Source organism: Vibrio sp. VPAP30 (genome assembly GCF_001188205.1).
GTDB lineage: Bacteria > Pseudomonadota > Gammaproteobacteria > Enterobacterales > Vibrionaceae > Vibrio > Vibrio bivalvicida.
In genome coordinates this window covers 239,290-261,969 of sequence record NZ_LBLS01000036.1, presented here as the reverse complement: position 1 = coordinate 261,969, position 22,680 = coordinate 239,290, and the positions used below count along the sequence as shown (strand labels likewise).

Sequence of the window (22,680 nt, the reverse complement as noted above, 5' to 3'; positions counted from 1 at the left end):
CAATATCTTTGCTGCGAAAAAGGCTCCTTCGGGAGCCTTTGTTCTATATACAGAAATACCAAATGCAGAAAGGCCAAGTTTCACCTTGGCACACAGTTTAATTTTTTGGAGATAAAGTCGCTGTAATTTTTTGACTGTTGGCACCAAATGTCCAATCCGCTCGCTGCTGAATATCATTCAAAGTAATGCTATTCGCAGTACCTTCAATATCGAGTAGCGCATCAATACCATAGCCATGGATTAGGTAACGGCTATAAAACCAAGCGCGCAGAATCGGATCATCATTAATTGGCTCAACGGCGACGGCAAGTTGCTTAGCCGCGGTAGACACCTCTTCTTCAGTAATAGACTTAGCTAATCCATCAAACATGGTATCTAAAGCTTGCTGTACCTCTTTGACATCTTCGCTTGCCACTTTTGCCGTTACAAACCAATCAGAGACTTGCTCTCCATCTTGAGTCACAGGGTAAATCTCTGGAGAGTAATCTAAGCCACGTTTTTCTCTGACCTCTTCAAGAAGGCGTGCACTTGCGATGCGTTTTAACGCATCCTCAGCAAAAACATCCTTGGCTGTTTTCGCTCTTTGTTGCGTGTTAATCAGGCGAGTTAACAGCATAGTCCCTTTTTCAATGCCTTCATTAACTTCAATCAAAGACGCTAACTCTGTGTTGTAGCCATTATCAAAGTTCAGCGGCGAAGATTCATCTTTTCGCAGCGAAATCGAAGCAATGTATTTACGCAGCATAGATGCAATTTGCGCAGGCTCAAGATCGGCAATAATGACCAACTTATTATCGCGGTTGTAGCGGAACAAGCGCTGATGAACTTCTAGTACTTGCTCGCTAGTGACTCCAGCAATATCTGGATTTAATACGTAACGGTGTCGGCTATCTGATTGATAAGTGCCAGCATTAATCGCTTTATACCATTTCCCTTCAGGAGAGTTGTAATAAGCGCTATTGTTCTCATAAAACTCTTGCTTCACGGCTTCGAGTTGACGCGGCTCAACCTTCACTTCTGTTGAAATGTTAAAGATAGTATTCAGAGCTAACGGTAACTCTTTCGCCGCTGTGTTTATCTCTAACCCATGGAACGTCAGACCAATAAATGGAAAAACCGCGATATCTTTCTTACGCAAGTAGCTGTCCAATTGTGCGCCGCTAAACTCACCTAGCCCACTCCGGGTGGCAGACTGAGGTAGTAAGTCACTTGCTGCGTACAACTCAGGTGTAAGGGCAGCTTTACCGCCTTGGCTCGCATAAACAAGATGCGCTCTCTTACCTGCTTTCGGATCACGCTGGTACCACACTTCAACACCGTTACTCAACTGCCATACGGTGAAGTCACGTTCTCGATCCAATTGCGACACTATCTCGCCCTGTGTCGCTGGCTGTTTAAGTTCAGAGGTCACTTGCTGCAGCGCCAATGGCTTAAATCCGGATTGAGCATACAACTCAGGGAGTTTATCGAACGGCTGCTCTAACTCACTTAAAGATTCATCTGCACTATAGCCCTGAAGCCAAGCGAGATCAGACGAAAGCAGGTCATCTATGTTTTCATTGACTCGCTTTAAATCAACATGAGTAACAAACTCTGTCAAGGCTTTACGATTTGTCTCTCTACTTTGCACTGGCATTGCTTGTTCAATAGCGAATACCTTGTCATCCACAATTTGCAATGGCTTACGCTTATCCCACTCGCTGTCAAAGTTAGACAGACTATTGCTATAGCCAGTCATAATACTCTCTAGCTCACTTTGGCTAACCCCATAGTCTCTTAAAGAGCGTAAAGTCTCTAAAAACAGTTGCTGACTCGCCTCTCTGTTATCAGCAGAAAAAGCGATACTCGCTGCTGAATATCGATTGTATTCTATCCATTGGGTGTAACTGCCAGAATATTGCACCGCCTGAGCTGCATTGTTGAACGCGGCGTGAAGTCGTTGAGAGATTAACTGCTGAGCAACATCATCTAACCAGTATTGATACTGCTGCTTAAAGGTGGTGATGGAGATAGGACCTCTATCAACCAGGAAATGTAAGCTTGGTGACTCCATATCTCCCACTAACAAAGTGTACGACTCATCGTTAATACGGTAATCACGTTGCTTGTTAACCGCTGACTTGCCGTCACTTTGCCAAGTTGAAAATTGCTGTGAAATAAGCTTTGAAAGATCCTCACTGTTAATGTTGCCAGAGATTATCAACTCAGCATTTTGCGGTTGGTACCATGTTTGGTAGTAGTTTTTCAGCCCTTCAACCGACACCTGTTTCACTGACTCTTGAGTCCCTAAAGGATCTTTACCTTCTATAAGCGTACCTTTTATTGCTTCTAGATAAGCTTTAGTAAACAAAGGCTCATTCTCTGGTCGAGTAGCGCGGAACTCACCAAGAATAACGCCTTTCTCACGCTCAACCTGCTCAGGTTCAAACTTAATACCGTCTGCAACATCTCTCATCCAAGTCAAGGCTAGTGTGAGGTGTTCTTGACTGGATAGATCCATTTTATACGTTGTCAGTTGGTATCCAGTGAACGCGTTAATATCAGCACCAAAGCTGCCGCCTGTTTTCTCGAACAGCTTAATTACATCGTTACCTGTAAAGTTACGACTGCCATTAAACGCCATATGCTCGACGAAGTGGGCATAACCTTGCTGAGTATCAGCCTCTTGAATCGAGCCTGCGTGAATCATGAGGCGAATAGAAACCTCTTTATCCTCTGTTGGATAGAGATGGTAGCGCAACCCATTATCGAGTTGATACTGGCTCCAATTAGCATCTTCTGGGATGGGCTTATCGAGTTCACTGTTGCAACCGACGATAAGTAAAACGATAAAAAAAGTAAGCCACTTTTTAATAACTTGCATGAACAGCTCCTAGTCCAATTACTAACCGCACTATATCGTTCAGCGTGGCTCAAGTGTAATACACCAGATGCAATGGCAAGAAAATACGACTCACAACAGATAATCTTGAAAGTTATATGGTTATTAACAAGCTAGATGTTTAGCAGCAGGTACAAAAAAGCCCCTAACTTAAGAGTAAGTTAGGGGCTAGATTCAACTAATTTAGTCTACTTGTTTAATTTGCAGCTCTTTAGGCACTTCAAAGAACATGTTTTCTTCACGGCCTTGAATCTCTTCGACAGAGCGAGTACCTACCAGATCTTTAATACGATCTAGTATCTTGTTAACTAGCTCTTCTGGCGCAGAAGCCCCGGCGGTTACGCCGATTCTCACTTTCCCTTCAAACCACTCCGGCTCGATGTCTTCAGGGCAATCGGTCAGGTAACCAGGTGTGCCTAGTTTCTCTGCAAGCTCTTTAAGACGAGTAGAGTTGGATGAGTTTTTAGAACCCACCACTATCACTACATCCACATCTGTCGCCATTTCACGAACCGCATCTTGACGGTTTTGCGTTGCGTAGCAGATGTCATCTTTACGAGGGCCTTGAATATCAGGGAATACGCGTCGCAGCTCTTCAATCACATCCGCGGTTTCATCCACAGACAACGTTGTTTGGCTAACATAGTGTAAGTGACTTGGATCTTTCACTTTATCTTTTAAGCTAACTACGTCTGCCGGAGTTTCAACTAAGTACATGCCGCCTTGCTCGCTTGCATACTGCCCCATAGTCCCTTCAACTTCAGGGTGGCCTACGTGTCCTATCAACACGACTTCCATGTGTTTGCGGCTTGCACGCGCCACTTCCATATGAACTTTAGTCACCAATGGGCAAGTTGCGTCAAATACGGTTAAATCACGCTCTTTTGCTTCTTTGCGTACCGCTTGAGAAACACCATGAGCCGAGAAGATTACAATGTTGTCATCAGGTACTTCATGTAACTCTTCAACAAAGATAGCACCACGTTGTTTTAGCCCTTCCACCACAAATCGGTTGTGTACAACTTCGTGGCGTACATAGATAGGTGGTTGGTACATTTCGAGTGCTCGCTCAACAATGCTGATCGCGCGATCAACACCGGCACAAAAGCCACGTGGGTTAGCTAACTTAATTTTCATTTCATTGCTCATGATGATTATATTTTCGCTTTGGCTCGCTATTCTACTGACAAAATTTCAACTTCAAAAGTCACATCTTGTCCTGCTAGAGGGTGGTTAAAGTCAACGGTCACTGAGTCCCCAGCAATTTCTTTAATGATTCCAGGAATTTCCATTCCATCTGGGCCTGAAAACGCCATAATCGTCCCGACTTCAACTTCTGCATCACCGACAAACTTAGTTCTGTCCATATGGTGGATATTGTCCGGGTTAGGCATGCCAAACGCATCTTGCGCTTTAAGCTCAATTTCCTTTTTTTCGCCAGTAGTTAGCCCGAGAAGACACTGTTCAAAGTTCTCACTCAAGCTGCCATCACCAATCACTAGCTTGGCTGGTTTTCCCATATTGTGGGTACTGTCGGCAACAGAGCCATCTTTCATTTTAATGGTAAAGTGCAGAGTTACTGCTGAATCTTGGGCAATTGTAGTCACGTTATTGCTTCCTTGAGGTCGTTATTTTTATAGGTGCATACCCTAAATAGTTGGAGTTGCAGCTAGGCGACAAGATGATTCAACCCTATGAGCATAGTGCGCTATGTTATTTGGGCGGCCGGCGAACCGGGGAATTATCGCAGTCAGCAACGCTGCAGCTTTTAAATATGACGGGTATACTAAAAAGCGCCATCGGAATCAACCGACAGCGCCTAGGGTTATTCGATATATCACGAATTAGGCTTTGGCATCTTCTTTCTTGCGGAAACCATCAAGAATGATCATCGCAGCACCAACACAAATGGTGGTATCAGCTAAGTTGAATGCTGGCCAATGATAGTTGCCCCAGAAGAAATCGAGGTAATCGACTACAAAGCCATGAACGACACGGTCAAACACATTACCCACCGCACCACCGATAATCATCGCATAAGCAATGTTGTTCCACTTTTCCTTTGCGGTGAGCTTACTCATCCAGTAAGTCAGCATAGCTGTTACTACAAAGGCGATACCGGTAAACAGCCAACGCTGCCAACCTGCTTGGTCGCTCAAGAAACTAAATGCGGCGCCATAGTTGTGAACATACAATAAGTTAAAGAAAGGCAATACTTCAATGCGGTTTGCCCAACCATACCCCATGTTATCCATAACAAACAGCTTGATGCCAATATCAGCAAAGAAGATCACAATCGCCAGCCACAGCCAACGTACACCTGATTGTTTTAATGGAATATTTGACATTTTGGATCCTAAAAATAACCCCAGTAGATACTGGGGCTATGAATTTTCAATAAAGTTCCGCTAATCTTAAGCGAATTTACGTACTTCGCCTTCACCATCAACATTAGACACACAACGACCACAGATCTTCTCGTGACCTTCGATGGTGCCAACATCTGGAGTGTGGTGCCAGCAGCGGTCACACTTCTCGTTTTCAGTTGCTTTCACTTCAACAAATAAGCCTTCGACATCTGTTGCTTGCGCAGCATCTGACTTCTCACTTAGAGGCTTAACAACCGCCGCTGAAGTCAGTAGCGCAAAGCGTAGCTCATCTTCAAGCTTGCTTAGTTTCGCCGCTAGTACATCATCAGCGTAAAGTGTAACTTCAGCTTGCAGAGAACCACCAATTGCCTTCTCTTTACGAGCGTCTTCTAGCAGTTTGTTCACACCGCCACGAACCGCTTGGATTTCAGCCCAAAATTCGTTGCTACGCTCTTCGCCTTCAGCTAGACCGAACAGACCTTCGTACCACTCGCCTGTGAAAACAAACTTATCACGTTCGCCTGGCATTTCGTTCCAGATCTCGTCTGCAGTGAACGACATGATTGGCGCCATCCAACGAACAAGCGCTTCTACAATGTAGTAAAGTGCAGTCTGACAGCTACGTTGAGCGTGACCACCAAGTTTCGCTGTGTACTGACGGTCTTTAATTACGTCTAGGTAGAATGAACCCATTTCGATAGAACAGAACTGCATTAAGCGCTGTGTTACGGCGTGAGTATTGTACTCACCGTAAGCTTTAACGATCTCTTCTTGTGCAGCTAGTGCACGACCTACAGCCCAACGGTCTAGAGCAACCATTTCTTCAGCAGGAACAAGATCCGTTGCTGGGTTAAAGCCGCTTAGGTTAGCAAGGAAGAAACGCGCTGTGTTACGGATACGACGGTATGCATCTGCAGAGCGTTTTAGGATTTCATCAGAAACCGCAACTTCACCCGTGTAGTCAGTTGAAGCAACCCATAGACGCAGGATATCTGCACCTAGCTTGTTAGTCACATCTTTTGGCGCAACAACGTTACCGATAGATTTCGACATCTTACGGCCTTGGCCGTCAACTACGAAACCGTGAGTAAGTACTTGCTTGTATGGTGCTTCGTCTTTCATCGCGATAGATGAAATTAGTGAAGACTGGAACCAACCGCGGTGTTGATCAGAGCCTTCTAGATATAGGTCTGCCGACGCGCCGTTGTACTCTTCACGAGCATCAACAACTGAGTAGTGAGTCACACCGGAGTCGAACCATACGTCTAGCGTATCGAGTACTTTCTCGTACTTATCCGCTTCTTCAGCTAGTAGGTCAGAGATTTCTAGATCCCACCAAGCTTGAATGCCTTTCTCTTCAACTAGCTGAGCGACTTTCTCGACTAGTTCGATCGTGTTTGGATGAAGCTCTGCTGTTTCTTTATGAACGAATAGAGCGATTGGCACACCCCAAGTACGTTGACGAGAGATACACCACTCTGGGCGACCCTCGATCATACCTTCGATACGGCTTTGCCCCCACTCTGGCATCCACTCAACACCTTTGATTGACTCTAGTGCTTTTGCACGTAGGCCCGCTTGGTCCATAGATACGAACCATTGTGGTGTTGCACGGAAGATGATTGGCGTTTTATGTCTCCAACAATGCGGGTAGCTGTGTTCGTATGCGTGGTGATGTAAAAGCGCGCCTTTCTCTTTTAGCGTTTCAACAACTGCATCATTGGCTTTAAATACGTGCTGACCAGCAAATAGCTCAGTATCTGGCAGGTAAACGCCGTTTGAACCTACTGGGTTTGCCACTTCTAGGTTGTACTTGTTACCGACTGCAAAGTCTTCTTGACCGTGGCCAGGTGCGGTGTGAACGACACCAGTACCAGAATCAGTTGTGACGTGATCGCCAAGGATAGCTGGAACAGTGAAGTCGTAGAATGGGTGATTAAACTGAGATAGCTCAAGATCGCTACCTTTTGCAAAACCAAGGTTATGGAAGTGCTCGATACCCGCACGGTCCATCACGTCTTTGGCTAGCTCAGAAGCAACGATGATACGCTCCTTCAACTCACCTTCTACTTGGATCAATACGTACTCTAGATCATCACGTAGACATACTGCACGGTTTGCTGGCAGTGTCCAAGGCGTAGTTGTCCAGATAACAATAGAGATGTCGCCTTCACCTTCATGGCCTTCGTTCAATGAGAACTTAGATAGAAGTGCCGCTTCATCTGCTGCTTTAAAGCGAACGTCGATAGATGGAGAAACTTTATCTTTGTACTCTACTTCTGCTTCAGCAAGCGCAGAGCCACAGTCTGTACACCAGTGAACAGGTTTGAAACCTTTTAGCAGGTGGCCGTTATCAGCAATCTTACCGAGAGCACGGATAATGTTTGCTTCAGTAGCAAAATCCATGGTGCGGTAAGGCTTATCCCACTCACCCATAATACCTAGGCGCTTGAAGCTCTCTTTTTGACCTTCTACCTGACCTGCCGCGTACTTACGACACTCTTCACGGAAATCAGCCGCAGAGATTTTTTGACCTGGCTTGCCTTTTTTCTTTTCTACCATTAGTTCAATTGGTAGACCGTGACAGTCCCAACCAGGAATGTACGGTGCATCAAAACCAGAAAGTGTTTTGGATTTAATAATAATGTCTTTAAGAATCTTGTTTAGTGCGTGACCAATGTGAATGTCACCATTCGCATATGGAGGGCCATCGTGTAGAACGAAAGATTTTTTGCCTTTCTTCGCTTTACGGATCTCACCGTAAAGGTCTTCTTTGTACCAACGCTTAAGCATTTCTGGCTCACGATTTGCCAGATTGCCACGCATCGGAAACCCTGTTTCAGGAAGGTTCAGGGTATCTTTATACTCACTCATCGATTCTTAATTCCGTTGTGTTGGGTGACAGTTAGACATTATGCCAAGCAGCGAACTAAACCGCTTGGGCTTTATACTGACGCAGCCACACCCTTGCTGCTTCAGCATCCAATTCAATTTGTTGTTTCAAAGCTTCGAACGACTCAAATTTATGTTCGTCGCGAATCTTATCTAAAAGTACGATTTCTAGCTGTTTGCCATATAAGTTGGCTTTAAAGTCGAATAAATGTACTTCGAGTTGTTGTCGTACGCCATTAACTGTTGGCCTATTACCAATATTAGCGACACCGCCTACAGGCTCTTCGCCCAAGCCTAAAGCCTGAACGGTATACACGCCAGAAACTGGCGACACGCAACGTTTTAGTGGGATATTAGCCGTAGGAAAGCCAATGGTTCTACCCAGCTTTCTCCCATGTGAAACTCGCCCACTAATACTGTAATCACGCCCTAACATTTCTGCTGCTTGCTCAAGCTGATCTTGCGCTAAGGCTTCTCTAATCGCAGTACTGCTTACACGCAATTGTTGTAAACAAAAGCTTTGAGTGCTGACCACTTCAAAATTGAACTTTTTGCCTGCTTCTTGCAGCATAGCAAAATTGCCTTTTCGGCCACGACCAAAGCAGAAATCATCACCTACGACGAGAAACTTAACACCCAAACGCTTCACCAACAAGTCACTAATAAACTCGTCAGCACATCGATTAGCGAATTGATGATTAAAGTTCACGCAAAGCAATCGTTCAATATTGAGCTTGCTCAATTGAACAAACTTGTCTCTAAGACGTGTTAAACGCGCTGGCGCTCTACCTTTAGCAAAAAGCTCCAATGGTTGAGGATCAAATGTCATTACTGTTGAAGGTAAACCCAGTTCTTTGGCTTGTTCATACACTTGACGTAACACTTCTTGATGCCCGAGATGAACACCGTCGAAGTTTCCGATCGTCAATACACACCCTTGATGGTGTGGTTTGATATTGTGAATACCTCGAATCAATTCCATTGGAGACTACTAAAACTTGTTAATTTGGCAAAAAATTCTCAATAAAAAGAATTAACGTTGCGTGAAACTGACGGATTATATACTAATCATGTTCACTCTGTCGCTGCTTTTAAGTCTTTTAAACGCACTCCCAGAACAAGCAGCGTTGCAAGGTAGATCCCTGCTCCCAATCCAATCAGAGCGGTAAGGCATAAAACTCGTTCTAGCAATGACCACGTTAGCCACACATTCATCTCTTCTAACTGCCATAAAATAGTAGCAACCATGAAGCCACCAGCAATCACTAGCCTGCCGATAAATAACAAGGTTCTTTTGGTCAGATGATACACACCTGCAATATGTAGCCCTCGATATAAAAGAGACATATTAACGAAGGCAGACAGCGCCGTTGCGATAGCAAGACCCACGTAACCATAGAACCAAGCCAAGATAGCATTAAAAACCATATTAGTGACCATCGCGATAATGCCATATTTCACTGGCGTTTTAGTGTCTTGGCGCGAGTAGTAACCGGGAGCCAGTACTTTAATCAGCATAAAGTTGAGTAGGCCTGACGCGTAAGCAACCAGTGACATCGAGGCATGATTAACATCCTGAGGGGTAAACTCACCGCGCATAAACAGCACCATTAGCATAGGTTTCGCCAATACCATTAAACCAAGCATGGCAGGAATACCGAGCAATGTAACCATGCGTATCCCCCAGTCCATGGTTTGTGCAAAACCATCACTATGGTCATCGACATGTTTACGAGATAACGCCGGTAGAATGACTGTTGCGATTGCAATCCCAAACAAACCCAGTGGAAACTCTAACAGGCGGTCTGAATAGTAAAGCCAACTGATGGAGCCTGTTTGAAGAAAACTGGCAATAAATGTATCAAATAACAGGTTAATTTGGCTCACCGATACGCCAAACAGGGCAGGAATCATTAGGGTGCGAATCTTTACTACCCCAGGATCGCGCCAACCCCATTTCGGTTTAACCATCACGCCAGCCTTAATCAGAAATGGTATCTGGAATAAAAACTGAACTAAGCCTCCAAGAAATACCCCTATCGCGAGCCCTATTTCTGGCTGAGATAACTGCGGAGCAATAAACCACGCCGACAGAATAATCATTACATTAAGGAAAACAGGGGTAAAGGAAGAAACCGCAAACTTGCCTAAGGTATTGAGAATCGCTCCCGATAAAGCAACAAAGGTTATAAACCATAAATAAGGGAAGGTAATTTTGAGCATTAAGCTTGCAAGCTCAAACTTTTCTGCCGAAGGTCCACCATTTAACCAATCCAAGAACCAGCCAAAGCCGAACAGAGCCGTCACCACGCCTGACCCCAGTACGCCCAGCACAGTGACAATAGAGACAATAACACCTAATGTACCCGCAGCTCTTGCGACAAGCTGACGAGTTTTGTCCATATCCCCAGCGGCATGATATTCCGTCAAAACCGGAACAAAGGCTTGTGAAAACGCGCCTTCCGCAAATAGGCGCCTTAGAAAATTAGGAATCTTATTAGCAAAGAAGAAGACATCGGCACTGGCTCCTGCCCCCATCAGGTTGGCAACAACAACATCTCGAACTAAGCCTAAAACTCGAGAGATCAAGGTCATAGCACTGACTATCATGCCTGACTTGAGTAGGCGTTTACTCACATTTACCTCGGGAATCAAAAAATTTGCTCTACTTTACAACAGGAATGTCATAACCAGAGCAGATTAGTATTAGCATTGAAAAAAAAATGCTGTTAGAATCCCCGCCATCTTAACCGTGAAGACCTTTCAAACCAAAATTAGTTTGACGCGATTGGTTTTTGCACAAATTATTTGACATTTAAGCGCAAATGAGGGATATTCCTCGCCCTTAAATTGTCACTGAACTAAGTTTTTGGGAGTTAGACCCTTGGCAAATAGTAAATCTGCTAAGAAGCGCGCTATCCAGGCTGAGAAACGTCGTCAGCACAACGCTAGCCGTCGCTCAATGATGCGTACTTACATGAAGAAAACTGTTGCTGCTATCGAAGCAGGCGACAAAGCTGCTGCAACTGAAGCGTTTGCTACAGTTACACCAATCCTAGACCGCATGGCAACTAAAGGCCTTATTCACAAGAATAAAGCTGCACGTCATAAGTCTCGTTTCGCTGCTGCAATCAAAGCTCTTTAATAGAACTCTGATTACCCAGTGAAAGAAAAAACCGGCATTAGCCGGTTTTTTTATATCAAAATTTCGAGGTTAAACTACAAACCTCGATACATTTATTGCTTTTCTGAACAATAAAGATCGTGCAGCAATTGGATCATTGCCTTCACCTCTTCACTGCTCAAAGTGTAATAAACTGTCTGCGCCTCTTTACGAGTGTGCACTAAGCCGTCTCGACGTAGCCACGCTAGATGCTGCGACAACGCTGATTGGCTTAACTCCAACTTACTGCACAACTCCCCTACTGACAGCTCTTGATTGTGTAATAAGCACAAGATCTGAAGACGCCTCTCATTGGCCATCGCCTTAAGCAGGACTACAGCCTGAGCAGAGTTCTTTTCCATCTCTTGTAGATTCATCGGCCACTACCTCTTCCTACAACAATACTTCTACAAACATCAGCCTTACACAATAAGTAACGCTGTCGAACGGTTACGAGATTCACTGTATATTTAATTATTTTAGAGTGAACTATTTCAGATATTAATCGAATTGTAACAACTAATCTATTTGTTCAAATAGATCGTCGTCTAATTAAATAGGGTTGGGAAGTCTGCATCACAAACATTCTTCACCGCTGGATGTTGAATCATTCGCTCTGCGAATATGACATAGTACTCTTCTTTTAACTCATCAATATGGCCGATAAGTTGTAGAGGAAGGTCGCTTTCAACTTCAGACATGTAGATAGAGGGAGCTAGGAAAATTACGTCATGATGGTAGCGAGCAAAGGCCTTCATCAAAGCCACATCATCAAACTCACCTAAGATATTTGGCTGCAAGCCTTGACGATCAAACCATTGCAGAACTTTACGCCCCATCGCAGTCCGGCTGCCCGGAATCAGCAATTTGCGTTGCTCTAATACCGCAGGAAAACTCACATCGTCAACGTTACCCGAACAGAAGAAACTCATATTACATTCACCAAGCTTCTTACTGTAGAGGCCAGGGCTTTGACTCGAATCAACCGGGCAGTCCGATAGAATCATATCTAACTTATGCTGCGCTAGTTGCTCCAATAGCATTTCGTGAGTCGATTCAAAGCAGCGTAAATGGATACTGTTGTCATCTGGAACCGTTGTTAGCAATACCTTGCTGACTAGCCTTTTAGATAGCGCGTCGGCGACTCCAACATCAAACAGAATGTTAGAGCGTTGACTGTAGTTAACAATATCGAGCATTTCATAGCTAAGGCCAAACATTCTATCAGCATACTTAAACACTAATTGGCCAAGTTCTGTCGGTTCGACACTTCGCCCATTGCGCTTGGTGAGCTTACCATCCATACGCTCTTCGAGTGCTTTAATCTGACCAGTAACAGTTTGCGGAGTCAGAAACAGCGCATCGGCAGCTTTGGTAACAGAGCCTTGCTTACATACCATCCAAAAGTAATAAAGGTGGTTGTAGTTTAAGTGTGACATAGAGAAATACTCTTCTTATTTTAGTGAGTAGGTTATAGCAAATGCAGCGCATGACAACAATAATTCGAGAATACCTACATTAATTTTGCTTATTGTAACTTTTACCGAAATCAGGACTGGTAATATGACCATTAACTGTCATAAAGCTGTCGATATCCGAAATTTTTCTGCGATTTTTTCGATTCTAATCACATCTTACATTTGGCCTAAAAGCCACAGAAAAAAGGCTTAATAACAAATACTTAAGCTCATTGTAAATTTCAAAAGACAGTTAACAATCGCCTATCTAGATAAAAAAAAATTCATTACATATAACTGTAATATTACTGAAATATTTCCCCTCTAACATCGCCCTCAGTTTCAACAACAGACCATAACTAAGACATTAACGGTCCACGGAGAAAATGATTATGAACCAAGCTACTACTGCAGCGGCACCAATTTCGAGCACTACTCGCTGGTTGCGCTGGGCTAACTTGGCGTTCATGTTGTACCTGCTACTTCTAGCGGTATCTATGGTAGGCAGTGGTTTCAAATGGGCAACAGGTGATCAAGCCAAGGTTCTATTTGAGTTTGCCTCTCACCCTGTAGCAGGTTTGATGATCGGTTTAGTCGCAACAGCACTTATCCAATCTTCAAGTACAGTAACTTCAATTATCGTGGGCTTAGTGGCCGGCGGTCTTCCGGTAGAAACAGCTATCCCTATGGTGATGGGTGCGAACATCGGTACAACAGTAACCAACACTCTAGTTTCTCTAGGTCACGTTCGTTGCAAAGAAGAATTTAAGCGCGCATTTGCAAGTGCGACTATCCACGACTTCTTTAACCTATTAGCGGTTGCGATCTTCCTACCTATCGAAATGATGTTTGGTATTCTTGATAAGATCTCACACTGGTTAGTATCTCCATTCCTAGCAACTGGCGATATGAGCATTAAAGGTTTGAACTTCATTAAGCCTCTAACTAAACCAGTCGTAAGCGCAGTTAAAGAGCCATTAGCAACATTTGGTGACCAAATGGGTGGTATCTTACTTATCGTATTAGGTATCGCGACTATCTTCGTAGCAATCACTGTAATGGGTAAGCTAATGAAGAGCCTAATGGTTGGCCGTGCTCGTGAGATTCTAAAGAACGCAATTGGTCGTGGCCCAATCCACGGTATCTTCTCTGGTTCTATCGTAACAGTACTTGTACAGTCTTCTTCTACGACTACAAGCCTAATGGTTCCACTGGTCGGTTCTGGTGTACTTAAAGTGCGTGACGTTTACCCGTTCACTCTAGGTGCAAACATCGGTACTTGTATTACCGCTCTATTAGCAGCGACAGCAGTATCAGGTGAGTTTGCGGTATTCGCACTACAGATTGCTCTAGTACACCTAGTGTTCAACATCTTGGCGACAGTATTCATCTACGGTATTCCGTTCCTACGTGAACTACCTGTAAAAGGTGCAGACATAATCTCTGACATGGCTGTGAAGAACAAAGCGGTTGTAGCTGGTTACTTATTAGCAGTGTTCGTTGCACTGCCAGGCACAATCCTAGCGCTAACAGCTTAATACAAAGACCATCGCTTATTTGAAAGCCCGCTACTAAGGTAGCGGGCTTTTTTATTACCGTCATCCTCAAGAACGAGGAACGAAAGAGTTGGGGATCTCTTATAGCAAGTTGAAAACCTTGATAGATTCCCTACTCGCTCCTTCGTCACTCTATGGAATGACCCAATATGGTGTTGTTCACCTCAATCAGGACGAAGTCCGTTCCCGTTTTCCAAAAGCGCAGCGTTCCACAGGGCGCAGTCCGTTCTATCACGTATAAAAAAGCCGCCCTATCTTGGGCGGCTTAGACAATCAAGCGTATTCGCTATACCGAAAACGGGTACTTAATAGCATCGTGGTGTTCATACCCTTCAACCCAAAAGTCATCCAGTGTTACCCAAGTTTCCAAATCTTCTAAAGACTTAATCTCAGGGTTGATATGGAAGGTCGGAGCCTGGAGTGGCTCACGCTTCAATTGAACATCACGCATTAGCTCTAGTTGATCTTCGTAGATATGCGCGTTAACAATCTTATGGTATGCCTGCCCCGCTTTCTTACCCGTGATCTGAGCCATAATCGCAAGAAACACATATACTTGAACCATATTGAAGTTAAGACCTAGAGGAACATCGCAAGAGCGCTGCGTACTGTTTAGGTACAGAGTGTCACCCAATAGAGAGAAATGGTGACTGTACATACATGGACGCAGGCAGCCCATGTGGAACTCACCTGGGTTGTAGAAGTTTAGGATTTCACCCCGGTCATCGACGCCGCGCGTTAAGTCATCAACTATCTTACGTAACTGGTCGATATGACCGCCATCAGGCTTAGCCCATGCGCGCCCCTGAACGCCGTATACGCGCCCCATATCATCTTCACCCTTACGGTAAGGATTATTAAGCCAAGCTTCATTGAGGTTTGCATTGGCATCCCAAGTTTTGGTTCCTAGCTTGCGAAAATCGTCGGCATTGTCGTAACCACGAATGTAGCCTAGTAACTCAGCAACCGCGGCTTTCCAGAAGCTTTTACGTGTCGTCACTAAAGGGAACTGGTTGTTCGCGACATCGTAAGTTAGATCTGCATTGATCACCGTTAGGCAACGCTTGCCGGTGCGCTCATTTTCAATCCACTCACCTTGCTCAACGATACGCTGACAGAGATCTAAATACTGTTTCACACCAATTCCTTACTTCGTTTGTTGTGGTAGTTCATCTTTGTAATGGCCGCGCTTATACGCCCAAACCATCATCAGGATACCAATCAGCACCATAGGTAGGGATAGGATTTGTCCCATTGAGATAAACCCACCAAATAGACCTAGATGTGCATCAGGTTCACGTACATATTCTACTAGGAAACGGAATGTACCATAACCCGCTAAAAATAGCCCTGATACCGCACCAAGAGGACGAGGCTTCTTAATAAACCAGTTCAAGATAAAGAAGAGAACGATACCTTCGAGAAGCATTTCATACAACTGAGATGGGTGACGAGGAAGTGGCCCACCATTAGGGAAGACAAATGCCCATGGAACATCAGTTACGCGTCCCCACAACTCACTGTTCATAAAGTTACCTAATCTTCCCATCCCTAAACCGAAAGGAACAAGAGGAGCGATAAAATCAGCGACACCAAAGAAAGTTCGACCGTTCTTTTTTGCATACCAGAACATTGCGCTGATAACACCCAACAAGCCGCCATGGAATGACATCCCCCCCGTCCACACTTTAAACAGGTAAAGCGGATCTTGGAGGAAAAGATCGAAGTTATAGAAGATCACATAGCCAACGCGGCCACCAATTACTACACCAAGAAAGCCGGCGAAAAGCAGGTCTGAGACCTGTTCACGCGTCCAGCCACTATCAGCCTGATCGGCACGGCGATTCGCAAGCCATAGCGCGAAAGCAAAGCCTACAAGATACATTAGGCCATACCAACGGATAGAAAGCGGCCCAATGGAAACAAGTACAGGATCAATATTTGGAAAAGTTAGATATCCCTGAGACATAGGAGGATTACTCTTTTTGAAGTTCTGACAATTTTAATTTGTATAGATGAGAGTGCACTACAACAACATAGTTCCGGCAACAAACATTAAAAAAACTGCAAATATTTTTTTCAATGTTGGTGTAGGTAATGATGTCGCCAACCTCGCGCCAATACGCGTGGTTAACATAGAGGTCGAGGCAATGGCCACCAAGGCTGGTAGATAAACATAACCAATGCTGTAGTCAGGTAGAGCATCAACTTTGTAGCCATGTAAGATAAAACCCGCCATGCCAGAGATAGCAATCATACAACCACAAACCGAAGAAGAGCCTACCGCTTTGCGCATTTCAATGCCATGGCTGTTGAGAAACGGCACTGACAACGAGCCGCCACCGATACCTGCTAAGCTCGAAACGATGCCAATCCCAGTGCCATAAACCATAGTAGAGGTACTGCCAGGCATGTTTTTTTGTGACTTACCTCGGATAGAAAATAGCATTTGAATAGCAAGTAACAACACAATCACACCAAAGACTTTTGGTAGGTATTGAGCGGGAATCCACTCGGCAACATTGGCACCTAAGAAACCTCCCACCACAACGCCCGGCATTAACCATTTAACAACAAACATATCGACGTTGCCGAGCTTGAAATGATTAAACGCGGAGGAACCAGAGGTAGCAATAATAGTGGCCAGCGATGTTGCTAGCGCAATCTGCATGCTGATATTGGCATCGATACCAGCAGCAGGTAACAGAAACAACAGCGCAGGTACAACGATTAAGCCACCACCAATACCCAGTAATCCTGCCATCACTCCAACAAAGGCACCCAGCAGCATTAAAGAAACAAGTAATTCTATAGACACAATAATCCTTATTTTTTGCCTGCTCGAATAAAGCCAGCAAAGCCTTTGCTTTCAAAAAATGATTGCATCATAGCATAAATGTCGCGGCCGTAAGATTGCATCAGCGCTTTGTCAGCAAGCGAACGTAATTCTTCCGTTTCAGTATGACGCAGCAGGTACTTTACTTTTGCCACGTTCGAAGTGTTCATACTCAGGCTACGGTAGCCTAAGCCAACCATTAAAAGCGCGCCAATTGGATCACCAGCGAGTTCACCACAGATACATACAGGCAGGTTTAACTGCTGGCAGGTACGATGAATATGACTTAAAGCCATAATAACCGATGGGTGCATTGACTCATAAACATCTGCAACTCGAGCATTATTTCGGTCAACCGCAAGCAGGTACTGGGTTAAATCGTTAGTGCCGATAGAAACAAAATCAACTTTACTGGCAATCAATGGCAGCAAATAGATCATTGACGGAACTTCGATCATGACACCGATCTGAGGCATCGTAATCTGATCATCAAGCTCTGCCACCTCTTCATAGGCGCGAGTAATCAGTTCAATCGCGTCATCGAGCTCTTGGGCGCCAGAGACCATAGGTAACAAAATACTTAGATTCTGATGCTTTGAGCTCGCTTTCATCATCGCGCGTATCTGCATTAAGAAGATGTCAGGATGATCGAGGGTAAAGCGAATACCACGCCATCCTAAGAATGGGTTATCTTCTTCAATAGGGAGATAAGGCAAGGCTTTGTCACCACCAATATCAAGAGTCCTCATTACCACGCGTTTATTGGGATAGCTACTCAACACCGCCTGATACTGTTGGGTTTGTTCTTCCTCTGATGGGAATCGATGCTGAAGCAAAAAAGAAATTTCAGTTCGATACAGACCAACCCCATCAACCCCTTGGTTAATGGCAATATTAGTATCGGCACTCAACCCTGCGTTAAGCATTACCTCAATACGTTGACCATCTCTAGTGAACGCAGGCTCTTCAATGCGCTGATTGACCATATTGGCCAATTCACGTTCTTCGTTTGCAAGTGAGCGATATTCACGTAGCAGTTGCCGATTTGGCGAGACCAAAATCTTACCGCTATAGCCATCAACAATTCCTCGCTTCCCATTCAGCGCCTTGAGATTCAGGGCAACCCCCATCACCGCAGGGATCCCTAATGCTCTAGACAGAATTGCCGCATGTGAATTTGCCGCTCCTTCTAAGGAGACAACGGCAAGAATTTTTTCTTTAGGAATTGAGGCTAGTAAACTTGCGGTCAGCTCGCGAACGACCAGAATAACCGGATTATCAAAGAGTTGCTTCTCTTGGTCAGTATTATGTAAAAAAAACAGTAACCGTTGGCCTAGCTCACGAATGTCTTGTGCTCGCTCCCGCAAATAAACATCAGACATACGAGCAAAACGATTTGAATAACTCTCAACCACTTGTCTAAGCGCCCAGTCGGCGCGATCGCCTTTTTGAATCTGCGCTTTAAGATCTTTACGTAGCATGGGATCGTTAAGCAAATGGGTAAAAAGGTCAAATATTGCTAAAGCGTCTTTGTTTATCTCGCTATCGAGTTTTTTACGCATACGGCGAAAATCATTCAACGCTTCTTCTATCGCCAGTAACAACCACTCCTGCTCACGTTCAATATCTAACGTTGATGCGGGATAAACATTGCTCAGTTCAGGCTGAGTGTCATCCCACCAAAATTCGCCAATTGCAACGCCAGACGAAGCTGGGACACCACGGATCGCTTGCTGCTTTTTCTCTAGTCGCCAATGACCTTGAGTTTGAGCATGAGCGATAATGACAGCAAGCTGAGCGGCAAGTGTAACTAAGAAAGACTCTTCCATTTCATCGAACTGACGTGGTGCTTTTTGTTGCACAACGAGAACACCAAGTACTTGCTTACGGTAAATAATCGGGGTGCCAAGAAAGCTTTGGTAGACTTCTTCGCCAAGCTCAGAGAAGTACTTAAAGTTAGGATGTTTAGATGCTTCCGCTAAGTTGAGCGGTTCAGCGCTGCGTTTAACAAGACCAACTAAGCCCTCGTTAAATTGGATATGAATTTTGTCGCCTTTAAAACGCAGCCCCTGAGTAGCCATTAACTCAAGACGCTGCATTTCTTCGTTAGCAAGATAGACAGTGCAACATTCAGTACTCATCGCACTGCACGTTTGTTTAACTAAAATATCTAAGGCTTGATGAACTTCTTCTACCTTAGATACTTGTTCAACTATTTCCCTTAGTTGAGAAAGCATGTCTATCCTCTTCGGTGCTTACGTTTGCCTTTTACTTTACGTTGTTTAAATGGCATTGCCATTGATGCAAACTCTTTCATCGCACGACGATATACATCGCGTTTAAAAGAAACCACTTGTCTGACTGGATACCAATAACTTACCCAACGCCAGCCATCAAATTCAGGGGAACTGCCACGCAACATATCAATTCGTGATTCATCACAATCGAGTCGTAGCAGAAACCACTTCTGTTTCTGTCCGATACAAACAGGTTTTGAATCCCAACGAACAAGACGTTTTGGTAGCTTGTACCTCAACCAATGACGACTTGTCGCAACGATCTTAACCTCTTTCTTTGTAAGACCAACCTCTTCATACAACTCCCTATACATTGCCTGTTCAGGGGTCTCACCTTCATCAATTCCACCTTGAGGAAACTGCCAAGAGTGTTGTCCGTATCGTTTAGCCCAGAAGACCTGACCATGGCTGTTACAGATTACAATTCCCACGTTTAAGCGGTAACCATCGCCATCTATCACTGGCCAACCTCTAATAAAATCTTTAATTACAGTGATTTTTCCACATATCCCCAGTAGGAGCAAACTTACTAGTGTGACTAGGGCAGAAAATATTGCTTTCCCACCCACCAATGGATAACTTTTAACCGAAACAAAGGTTACTCACACCGCAGTGAGACATAGCCCACATTTATTCACCTTTTCTGTGTATAACTATGTGAAAAATCAATGTGAAAGTGATCAATAGCTAAGCAACGACAAAATTGGTCGCCTAAAAGGATCAAACTAGATAAGAGCAGATGCTTCAAAAACAATAACTTAATAAACACATGAACTAAGCAACTTTATACAATAGCTCTTTCTGCCCCTCCCTCACACAGATCGGTCAAAGATCAACCATAGTTGATTTTATCCACACCACTTAAGTCAAAGCTAGGTATATGATTAAAATTTCAAGTATTTTCTCACCACCAAACCCCTGTTTATTCATACATAACAGTGTTAGATTGCAAATTTTCACAACCAAGCTGTGGATAACCATAAAAGTGACGATCTTTCACTCACAATGATCAATCTCTCTACAGTCGAATTTTTCTTCCATTAGGTTACAATGAGTACACTGTCCAATCGCACGAAACCACAATGAAGCCAGAACCATCCTCCGAACAAGAACTGCTGGATCGCGCTAAAAGCATCGCAGGTGTCAACTTTGCCGAACTCGCCGCAGAAGCTGATATAGATGTTCCACCAGACCTTCGTCGTGACAAAGGCTGGGTGGGTCAATTGTTGGAATGGCACTTGGGCGCCACCGCTGGCAGCAAACCGACTCAAGACTTCGAAAGACTAGGTATAGAGCTAAAAACCATCCCTATTGGCTACTCTGGTAAACCTCTAGAGACCACCTTTGTCTGTGTTGCTCCTTTGATCGGTGTACATGGACTGACATGGGAAACCAGCCATGTGCGCAATAAGCTTTCACGGGTATTGTGGATTCCGGTCGAAGGAGAAAGAGAGATTCCATTGGCAGAAAGATGCGTTGGTTCGCCTTTGATCTGGTCTCCTAGCCAAGAAGAAGAGCAGCAGTTAAAAGCCGATTGGGAAGAGTTAATGGAACTCATCGTATTGGGCCGTGTTGAACAGATCAACGCTCGCCATGGTGAAGTATTGCAACTGCGCCCCAAAGCGGCAAATAGCCGTGTGTTAACTGAAGCCTATGGGGCAAGTGGCAAGCCAATAAAAACGCTGCCAAGAGGGTTCTATCTAAGGACTCAATTCACAGCGCGTATTTTGCAAGATTACTATGTTTAGTGCGTAGTAAGTGACATCTCCACATCATGATATAGTGGGCCATCACCAGCTCCGCACTCATCGTAAGCATTGTGTAAACGCAAGTAAGCCCGCTCTACTCCTAACCGCAGTAGCTCTTCTTTTACTCGCTCTAGCGACTCAAAGTGTACCGGTTCATCATCGATTTTAACTGGCTCTAATTTGTGCTTATACTCGACAGCTAAAAGATACTGTGACAGATCTGAGCAACCGATGACAAACACCTTTGGCGGCTGGTAGCTATCTTTATGATGACCATGAATCCACTTATCTAACTGACTTTTTTGCATAGTTCACCTCCATAAATCAGTATTAGCCAACTTTGCAAAATTTGCGAATTTGTTACCACACGCTCTTTTCTAATCGTAGTCAAATCCCCTATAGTGGGATCTCATGCCCGTAACGACAAGGAAGATCGATGCAATACAACAAGTTACCCCACTCCACTCTGGAAGTGAGTAAGATCTGTCTTGGCACCATGACATTTGGTGAACAAAACACTGAGCAAGATGCCTTTAGTCAACTGGATTACGCACTTGAGCGAGGTGTAAACTTTATTGATACTGCGGAAATGTACCCTGTACCGCCTAAAGCCAACACGCAAGGATTGACTGAACAGTACATTGGAAACTGGTTAGCAAAATCAGCGAATCGTGAAAAGGTCGTCATAGCAACCAAAGTCGCAGGACCACGAAACATTCCGCATATCCGCGACAATACGTGCTTAGATAGAAGAAATATCCATCTTGCCATTGATGAAAGCTTGAAACGCCTACAGACAGACTACGTTGATCTTTACCAACTGCATTGGCCGCAAAGACAAACCAACTGTTTTGGCCAACTCAACTATCCCTACCCAGACGATCAGGAAGAAGTCACCTTAATAGAAACTCTCGAAGCGCTCGCAGAGCTGATTAAAGCGGGTAAGGTACGTTATATCGGCGTTTCTAATGAAACTCCCTGGGGTGTTATGACTTTGCTTCGTTTAGCTGAAAAGCACGAGCTACCACGAATTGTATCGATTCAAAACCCGTACAACCTACTCAATCGTAGTTTTGAAGTTGGTTTATCTGAGATTAGCCATTATGAAGGGGTTCAGCTCCTTGCTTATTCTCCACTCGCGTTTGGCTGCTTAAGTGGTAAGTACCTCAATGGAGCGCGTCCTGAAGGGGCTAGATGCTCTCTATTCGAACGCTTTATTCGCTATTTTACCCCGCAAGGAAAACAAGCCACTCAAGCGTATGTCGATCTCGCGAGAAAGCACGGTTTAGATCCAGCGCAAATGGCGTTGGCTTTTGTTAACCAACGGCCGTTTGTCGCATCCAACATAATTGGAGCGACGAACTTAGAACAGCTTAAATCAAATATTGATAGTTTAGATGTCGTACTAACAGAGGAATTGCTTCAAGGGATTCAAGACATTGGTACGACTTACTCCAACCCTTGTCCATAATCTGTCGTTG

General features: G+C 44.4%; 19 protein-coding genes. 4 read left to right on the top strand and 15 right to left on the bottom strand.

The genetic code is table 11. From position 1 onward, the window contains the following. Positions 1-97: 97 nt before the first annotated feature. The 7 genes from ZX61_RS16570 to murJ form a co-directional block, all read right to left on the bottom strand. On the bottom strand, positions 98-2,863 hold the full coding sequence (locus tag ZX61_RS16570) for a M16 family metallopeptidase (RefSeq protein WP_049845706.1): 2,766 nt from the start codon (positions 2,861-2,863) through the stop codon (positions 98-100). 201 nt (positions 2,864-3,064) lie between these two features. Continuing rightward, positions 3,065-4,030: a 4-hydroxy-3-methylbut-2-enyl diphosphate reductase gene (ispH, locus tag ZX61_RS16565; protein ID WP_049845705.1), complete on the bottom strand. Its 966-nt coding sequence runs from the start codon at positions 4,028-4,030 to the stop codon at positions 3,065-3,067. A 26-nt stretch (positions 4,031-4,056) separates the two neighbouring features. Then, positions 4,057-4,488, bottom strand: coding sequence for an FKBP-type peptidyl-prolyl cis-trans isomerase (gene fkpB, locus ZX61_RS16560; RefSeq protein WP_049845704.1), 432 nt, complete (start codon positions 4,486-4,488; stop codon positions 4,057-4,059). A gap of 237 nt (positions 4,489-4,725) precedes the next feature. Beyond that, on the bottom strand, positions 4,726-5,229 hold the full coding sequence (gene lspA / locus ZX61_RS16555; protein WP_049845703.1) for a signal peptidase II: 504 nt from the start codon (positions 5,227-5,229) through the stop codon (positions 4,726-4,728). Between the two features lie 66 nt (positions 5,230-5,295). Next, a complete protein-coding gene (gene ileS, locus ZX61_RS16550) occupies positions 5,296-8,124 on the bottom strand; it encodes an isoleucine--tRNA ligase (protein WP_049845702.1) in 2,829 nt (942 codons plus the stop codon). 55 nt (positions 8,125-8,179) lie between these two features. Next, positions 8,180-9,124: a bifunctional riboflavin kinase/FAD synthetase gene (ribF, locus tag ZX61_RS16545; RefSeq protein WP_049845701.1), complete on the bottom strand. Its 945-nt coding sequence runs from the start codon at positions 9,122-9,124 to the stop codon at positions 8,180-8,182. Between the two features lie 92 nt (positions 9,125-9,216). Beyond that, complete coding sequence (murJ, locus tag ZX61_RS16540; RefSeq protein WP_049845700.1) at positions 9,217-10,779, bottom strand: murein biosynthesis integral membrane protein MurJ; 1,563 nt, start codon at positions 10,777-10,779, stop codon at positions 9,217-9,219. A gap of 247 nt (positions 10,780-11,026) precedes the next feature. Between murJ and rpsT the strand changes: the two genes are divergently transcribed. Next, positions 11,027-11,287: a 30S ribosomal protein S20 gene (gene rpsT, locus ZX61_RS16535; RefSeq protein WP_004410238.1), complete on the top strand. Its 261-nt coding sequence runs from the start codon at positions 11,027-11,029 to the stop codon at positions 11,285-11,287. Positions 11,288-11,379: 92 nt separating this feature from the next. On the opposite strand, the gene ZX61_RS16530 is transcribed toward rpsT, so the two are convergent. After that, on the bottom strand, positions 11,380-11,682 hold the full coding sequence (locus ZX61_RS16530; RefSeq protein WP_049845699.1) for an ArsR/SmtB family transcription factor: 303 nt from the start codon (positions 11,680-11,682) through the stop codon (positions 11,380-11,382). A 171-nt stretch (positions 11,683-11,853) separates the two neighbouring features. Beyond that, positions 11,854-12,744, bottom strand: a complete 891-nt coding sequence (nhaR, locus tag ZX61_RS16525) for a transcriptional activator NhaR (RefSeq protein WP_049845698.1) — start codon at positions 12,742-12,744, stop codon at positions 11,854-11,856. 410 nt (positions 12,745-13,154) lie between these two features. Here nhaR and ZX61_RS16520 point away from each other — a divergent pair, with 410 nt between their 5' ends. Beyond that, positions 13,155-14,300 carry a Na/Pi symporter gene (locus tag ZX61_RS16520; RefSeq protein ID WP_049845697.1) on the top strand — a complete coding sequence of 382 codons (1,146 nt, stop codon included), beginning with the start codon at positions 13,155-13,157 and terminating at the stop codon, positions 14,298-14,300. 304 nt (positions 14,301-14,604) lie between these two features. Here ZX61_RS16520 and ZX61_RS16515 read toward each other — a convergent pair whose 3' ends face one another. The 5 genes from ZX61_RS16515 to rppH are packed head-to-tail and all read right to left on the bottom strand — an operon-like array spanning position 14,605 to position 19,912. Continuing rightward, positions 14,605-15,456 (bottom strand): thymidylate synthase, encoded by an 852-nt coding sequence (locus tag ZX61_RS16515; protein ID WP_049845696.1) that lies wholly within the window; start codon positions 15,454-15,456, stop codon positions 14,605-14,607. A gap of 9 nt (positions 15,457-15,465) precedes the next feature. After that, positions 15,466-16,287 (bottom strand): prolipoprotein diacylglyceryl transferase, encoded by an 822-nt coding sequence (gene lgt, locus ZX61_RS16510; protein ID WP_049845695.1) that lies wholly within the window; start codon positions 16,285-16,287, stop codon positions 15,466-15,468. A 57-nt stretch (positions 16,288-16,344) separates the two neighbouring features. Further along, a complete protein-coding gene (locus ZX61_RS16505; RefSeq protein ID WP_371717951.1) occupies positions 16,345-17,109 on the bottom strand; it encodes a sulfite exporter TauE/SafE family protein in 765 nt (254 codons plus the stop codon). Between the two features lie 35 nt (positions 17,110-17,144). Then, positions 17,145-19,391: a phosphoenolpyruvate--protein phosphotransferase gene (gene ptsP / locus ZX61_RS16500; RefSeq protein WP_049845693.1), complete on the bottom strand. Its 2,247-nt coding sequence runs from the start codon at positions 19,389-19,391 to the stop codon at positions 17,145-17,147. 2 nt (positions 19,392-19,393) lie between these two features. Then, positions 19,394-19,912: an RNA pyrophosphohydrolase gene (rppH, locus tag ZX61_RS16495; protein WP_049845692.1), complete on the bottom strand. Its 519-nt coding sequence runs from the start codon at positions 19,910-19,912 to the stop codon at positions 19,394-19,396. A 621-nt stretch (positions 19,913-20,533) separates the two neighbouring features. Here rppH and mutH point away from each other — a divergent pair. Continuing rightward, positions 20,534-21,199 carry a DNA mismatch repair endonuclease MutH gene (gene mutH, locus ZX61_RS16490; protein WP_049845691.1) on the top strand — a complete coding sequence of 222 codons (666 nt, stop codon included), beginning with the start codon at positions 20,534-20,536 and terminating at the stop codon, positions 21,197-21,199. Here the strand turns inward: mutH and ZX61_RS16485 are convergent. After that, positions 21,196-21,507: a DUF6482 family protein gene (locus ZX61_RS16485; protein WP_049845690.1), complete on the bottom strand. Its 312-nt coding sequence runs from the start codon at positions 21,505-21,507 to the stop codon at positions 21,196-21,198. The genes mutH and ZX61_RS16485 overlap by 4 nt on opposite strands. 128 nt (positions 21,508-21,635) lie before the next feature. Here ZX61_RS16485 and ZX61_RS16480 point away from each other — a divergent pair, with 128 nt between their 5' ends. Continuing rightward, complete coding sequence (locus ZX61_RS16480) at positions 21,636-22,670, top strand: NADP(H)-dependent aldo-keto reductase (RefSeq protein WP_049845689.1); 1,035 nt, start codon at positions 21,636-21,638, stop codon at positions 22,668-22,670. The last annotated feature ends 10 nt before the right edge of the window (positions 22,671-22,680 follow it).

Bases quoted from the DNA above. Each gene is read 5' to 3' on its own strand.
- ZX61_RS16570 (WP_049845706.1), bottom strand. From the start codon at position 2,863: ATGCAAGTTATTAAAAAGTGGCTTACTTTTTTTATCGTTTTACTTATC.
- ispH (WP_049845705.1), bottom strand. From the start codon at position 4,030: ATGAGCAATGAAATGAAAATTAAGTTAGCTAACCCACGTGGCTTTTGT.
- lspA (WP_049845703.1), bottom strand. From the start codon at position 5,229: ATGTCAAATATTCCATTAAAACAATCAGGTGTACGTTGGCTGTGGCTG.
- ileS (WP_049845702.1), bottom strand. From the start codon at position 8,124: ATGAGTGAGTATAAAGATACCCTGAACCTTCCTGAAACAGGGTTTCCG.
- ribF (WP_049845701.1), bottom strand. From the start codon at position 9,124: ATGGAATTGATTCGAGGTATTCACAATATCAAACCACACCATCAAGGG.
- ZX61_RS16530 (WP_049845699.1), bottom strand. From the start codon at position 11,682: ATGAATCTACAAGAGATGGAAAAGAACTCTGCTCAGGCTGTAGTCCTG.
- nhaR (WP_049845698.1), bottom strand. From the start codon at position 12,744: ATGTCACACTTAAACTACAACCACCTTTATTACTTTTGGATGGTATGT.
- ZX61_RS16520 (WP_049845697.1), top strand. From the start codon at position 13,155: ATGAACCAAGCTACTACTGCAGCGGCACCAATTTCGAGCACTACTCGC.
- lgt (WP_049845695.1), bottom strand. From the start codon at position 16,287: ATGTCTCAGGGATATCTAACTTTTCCAAATATTGATCCTGTACTTGTT.
- ZX61_RS16505 (WP_371717951.1), bottom strand. From the start codon at position 17,109: ATGCTGCTGGGTGCCTTTGTTGGAGTGATGGCAGGATTACTGGGTATT.
- ptsP (WP_049845693.1), bottom strand. From the start codon at position 19,391: ATGCTTTCTCAACTAAGGGAAATAGTTGAACAAGTATCTAAGGTAGAA.
- mutH (WP_049845691.1), top strand. From the start codon at position 20,534: ATGAAGCCAGAACCATCCTCCGAACAAGAACTGCTGGATCGCGCTAAA.
- ZX61_RS16485 (WP_049845690.1), bottom strand. From the start codon at position 21,507: ATGCAAAAAAGTCAGTTAGATAAGTGGATTCATGGTCATCATAAAGAT.
- ZX61_RS16480 (WP_049845689.1), top strand. From the start codon at position 21,636: ATGCAATACAACAAGTTACCCCACTCCACTCTGGAAGTGAGTAAGATC.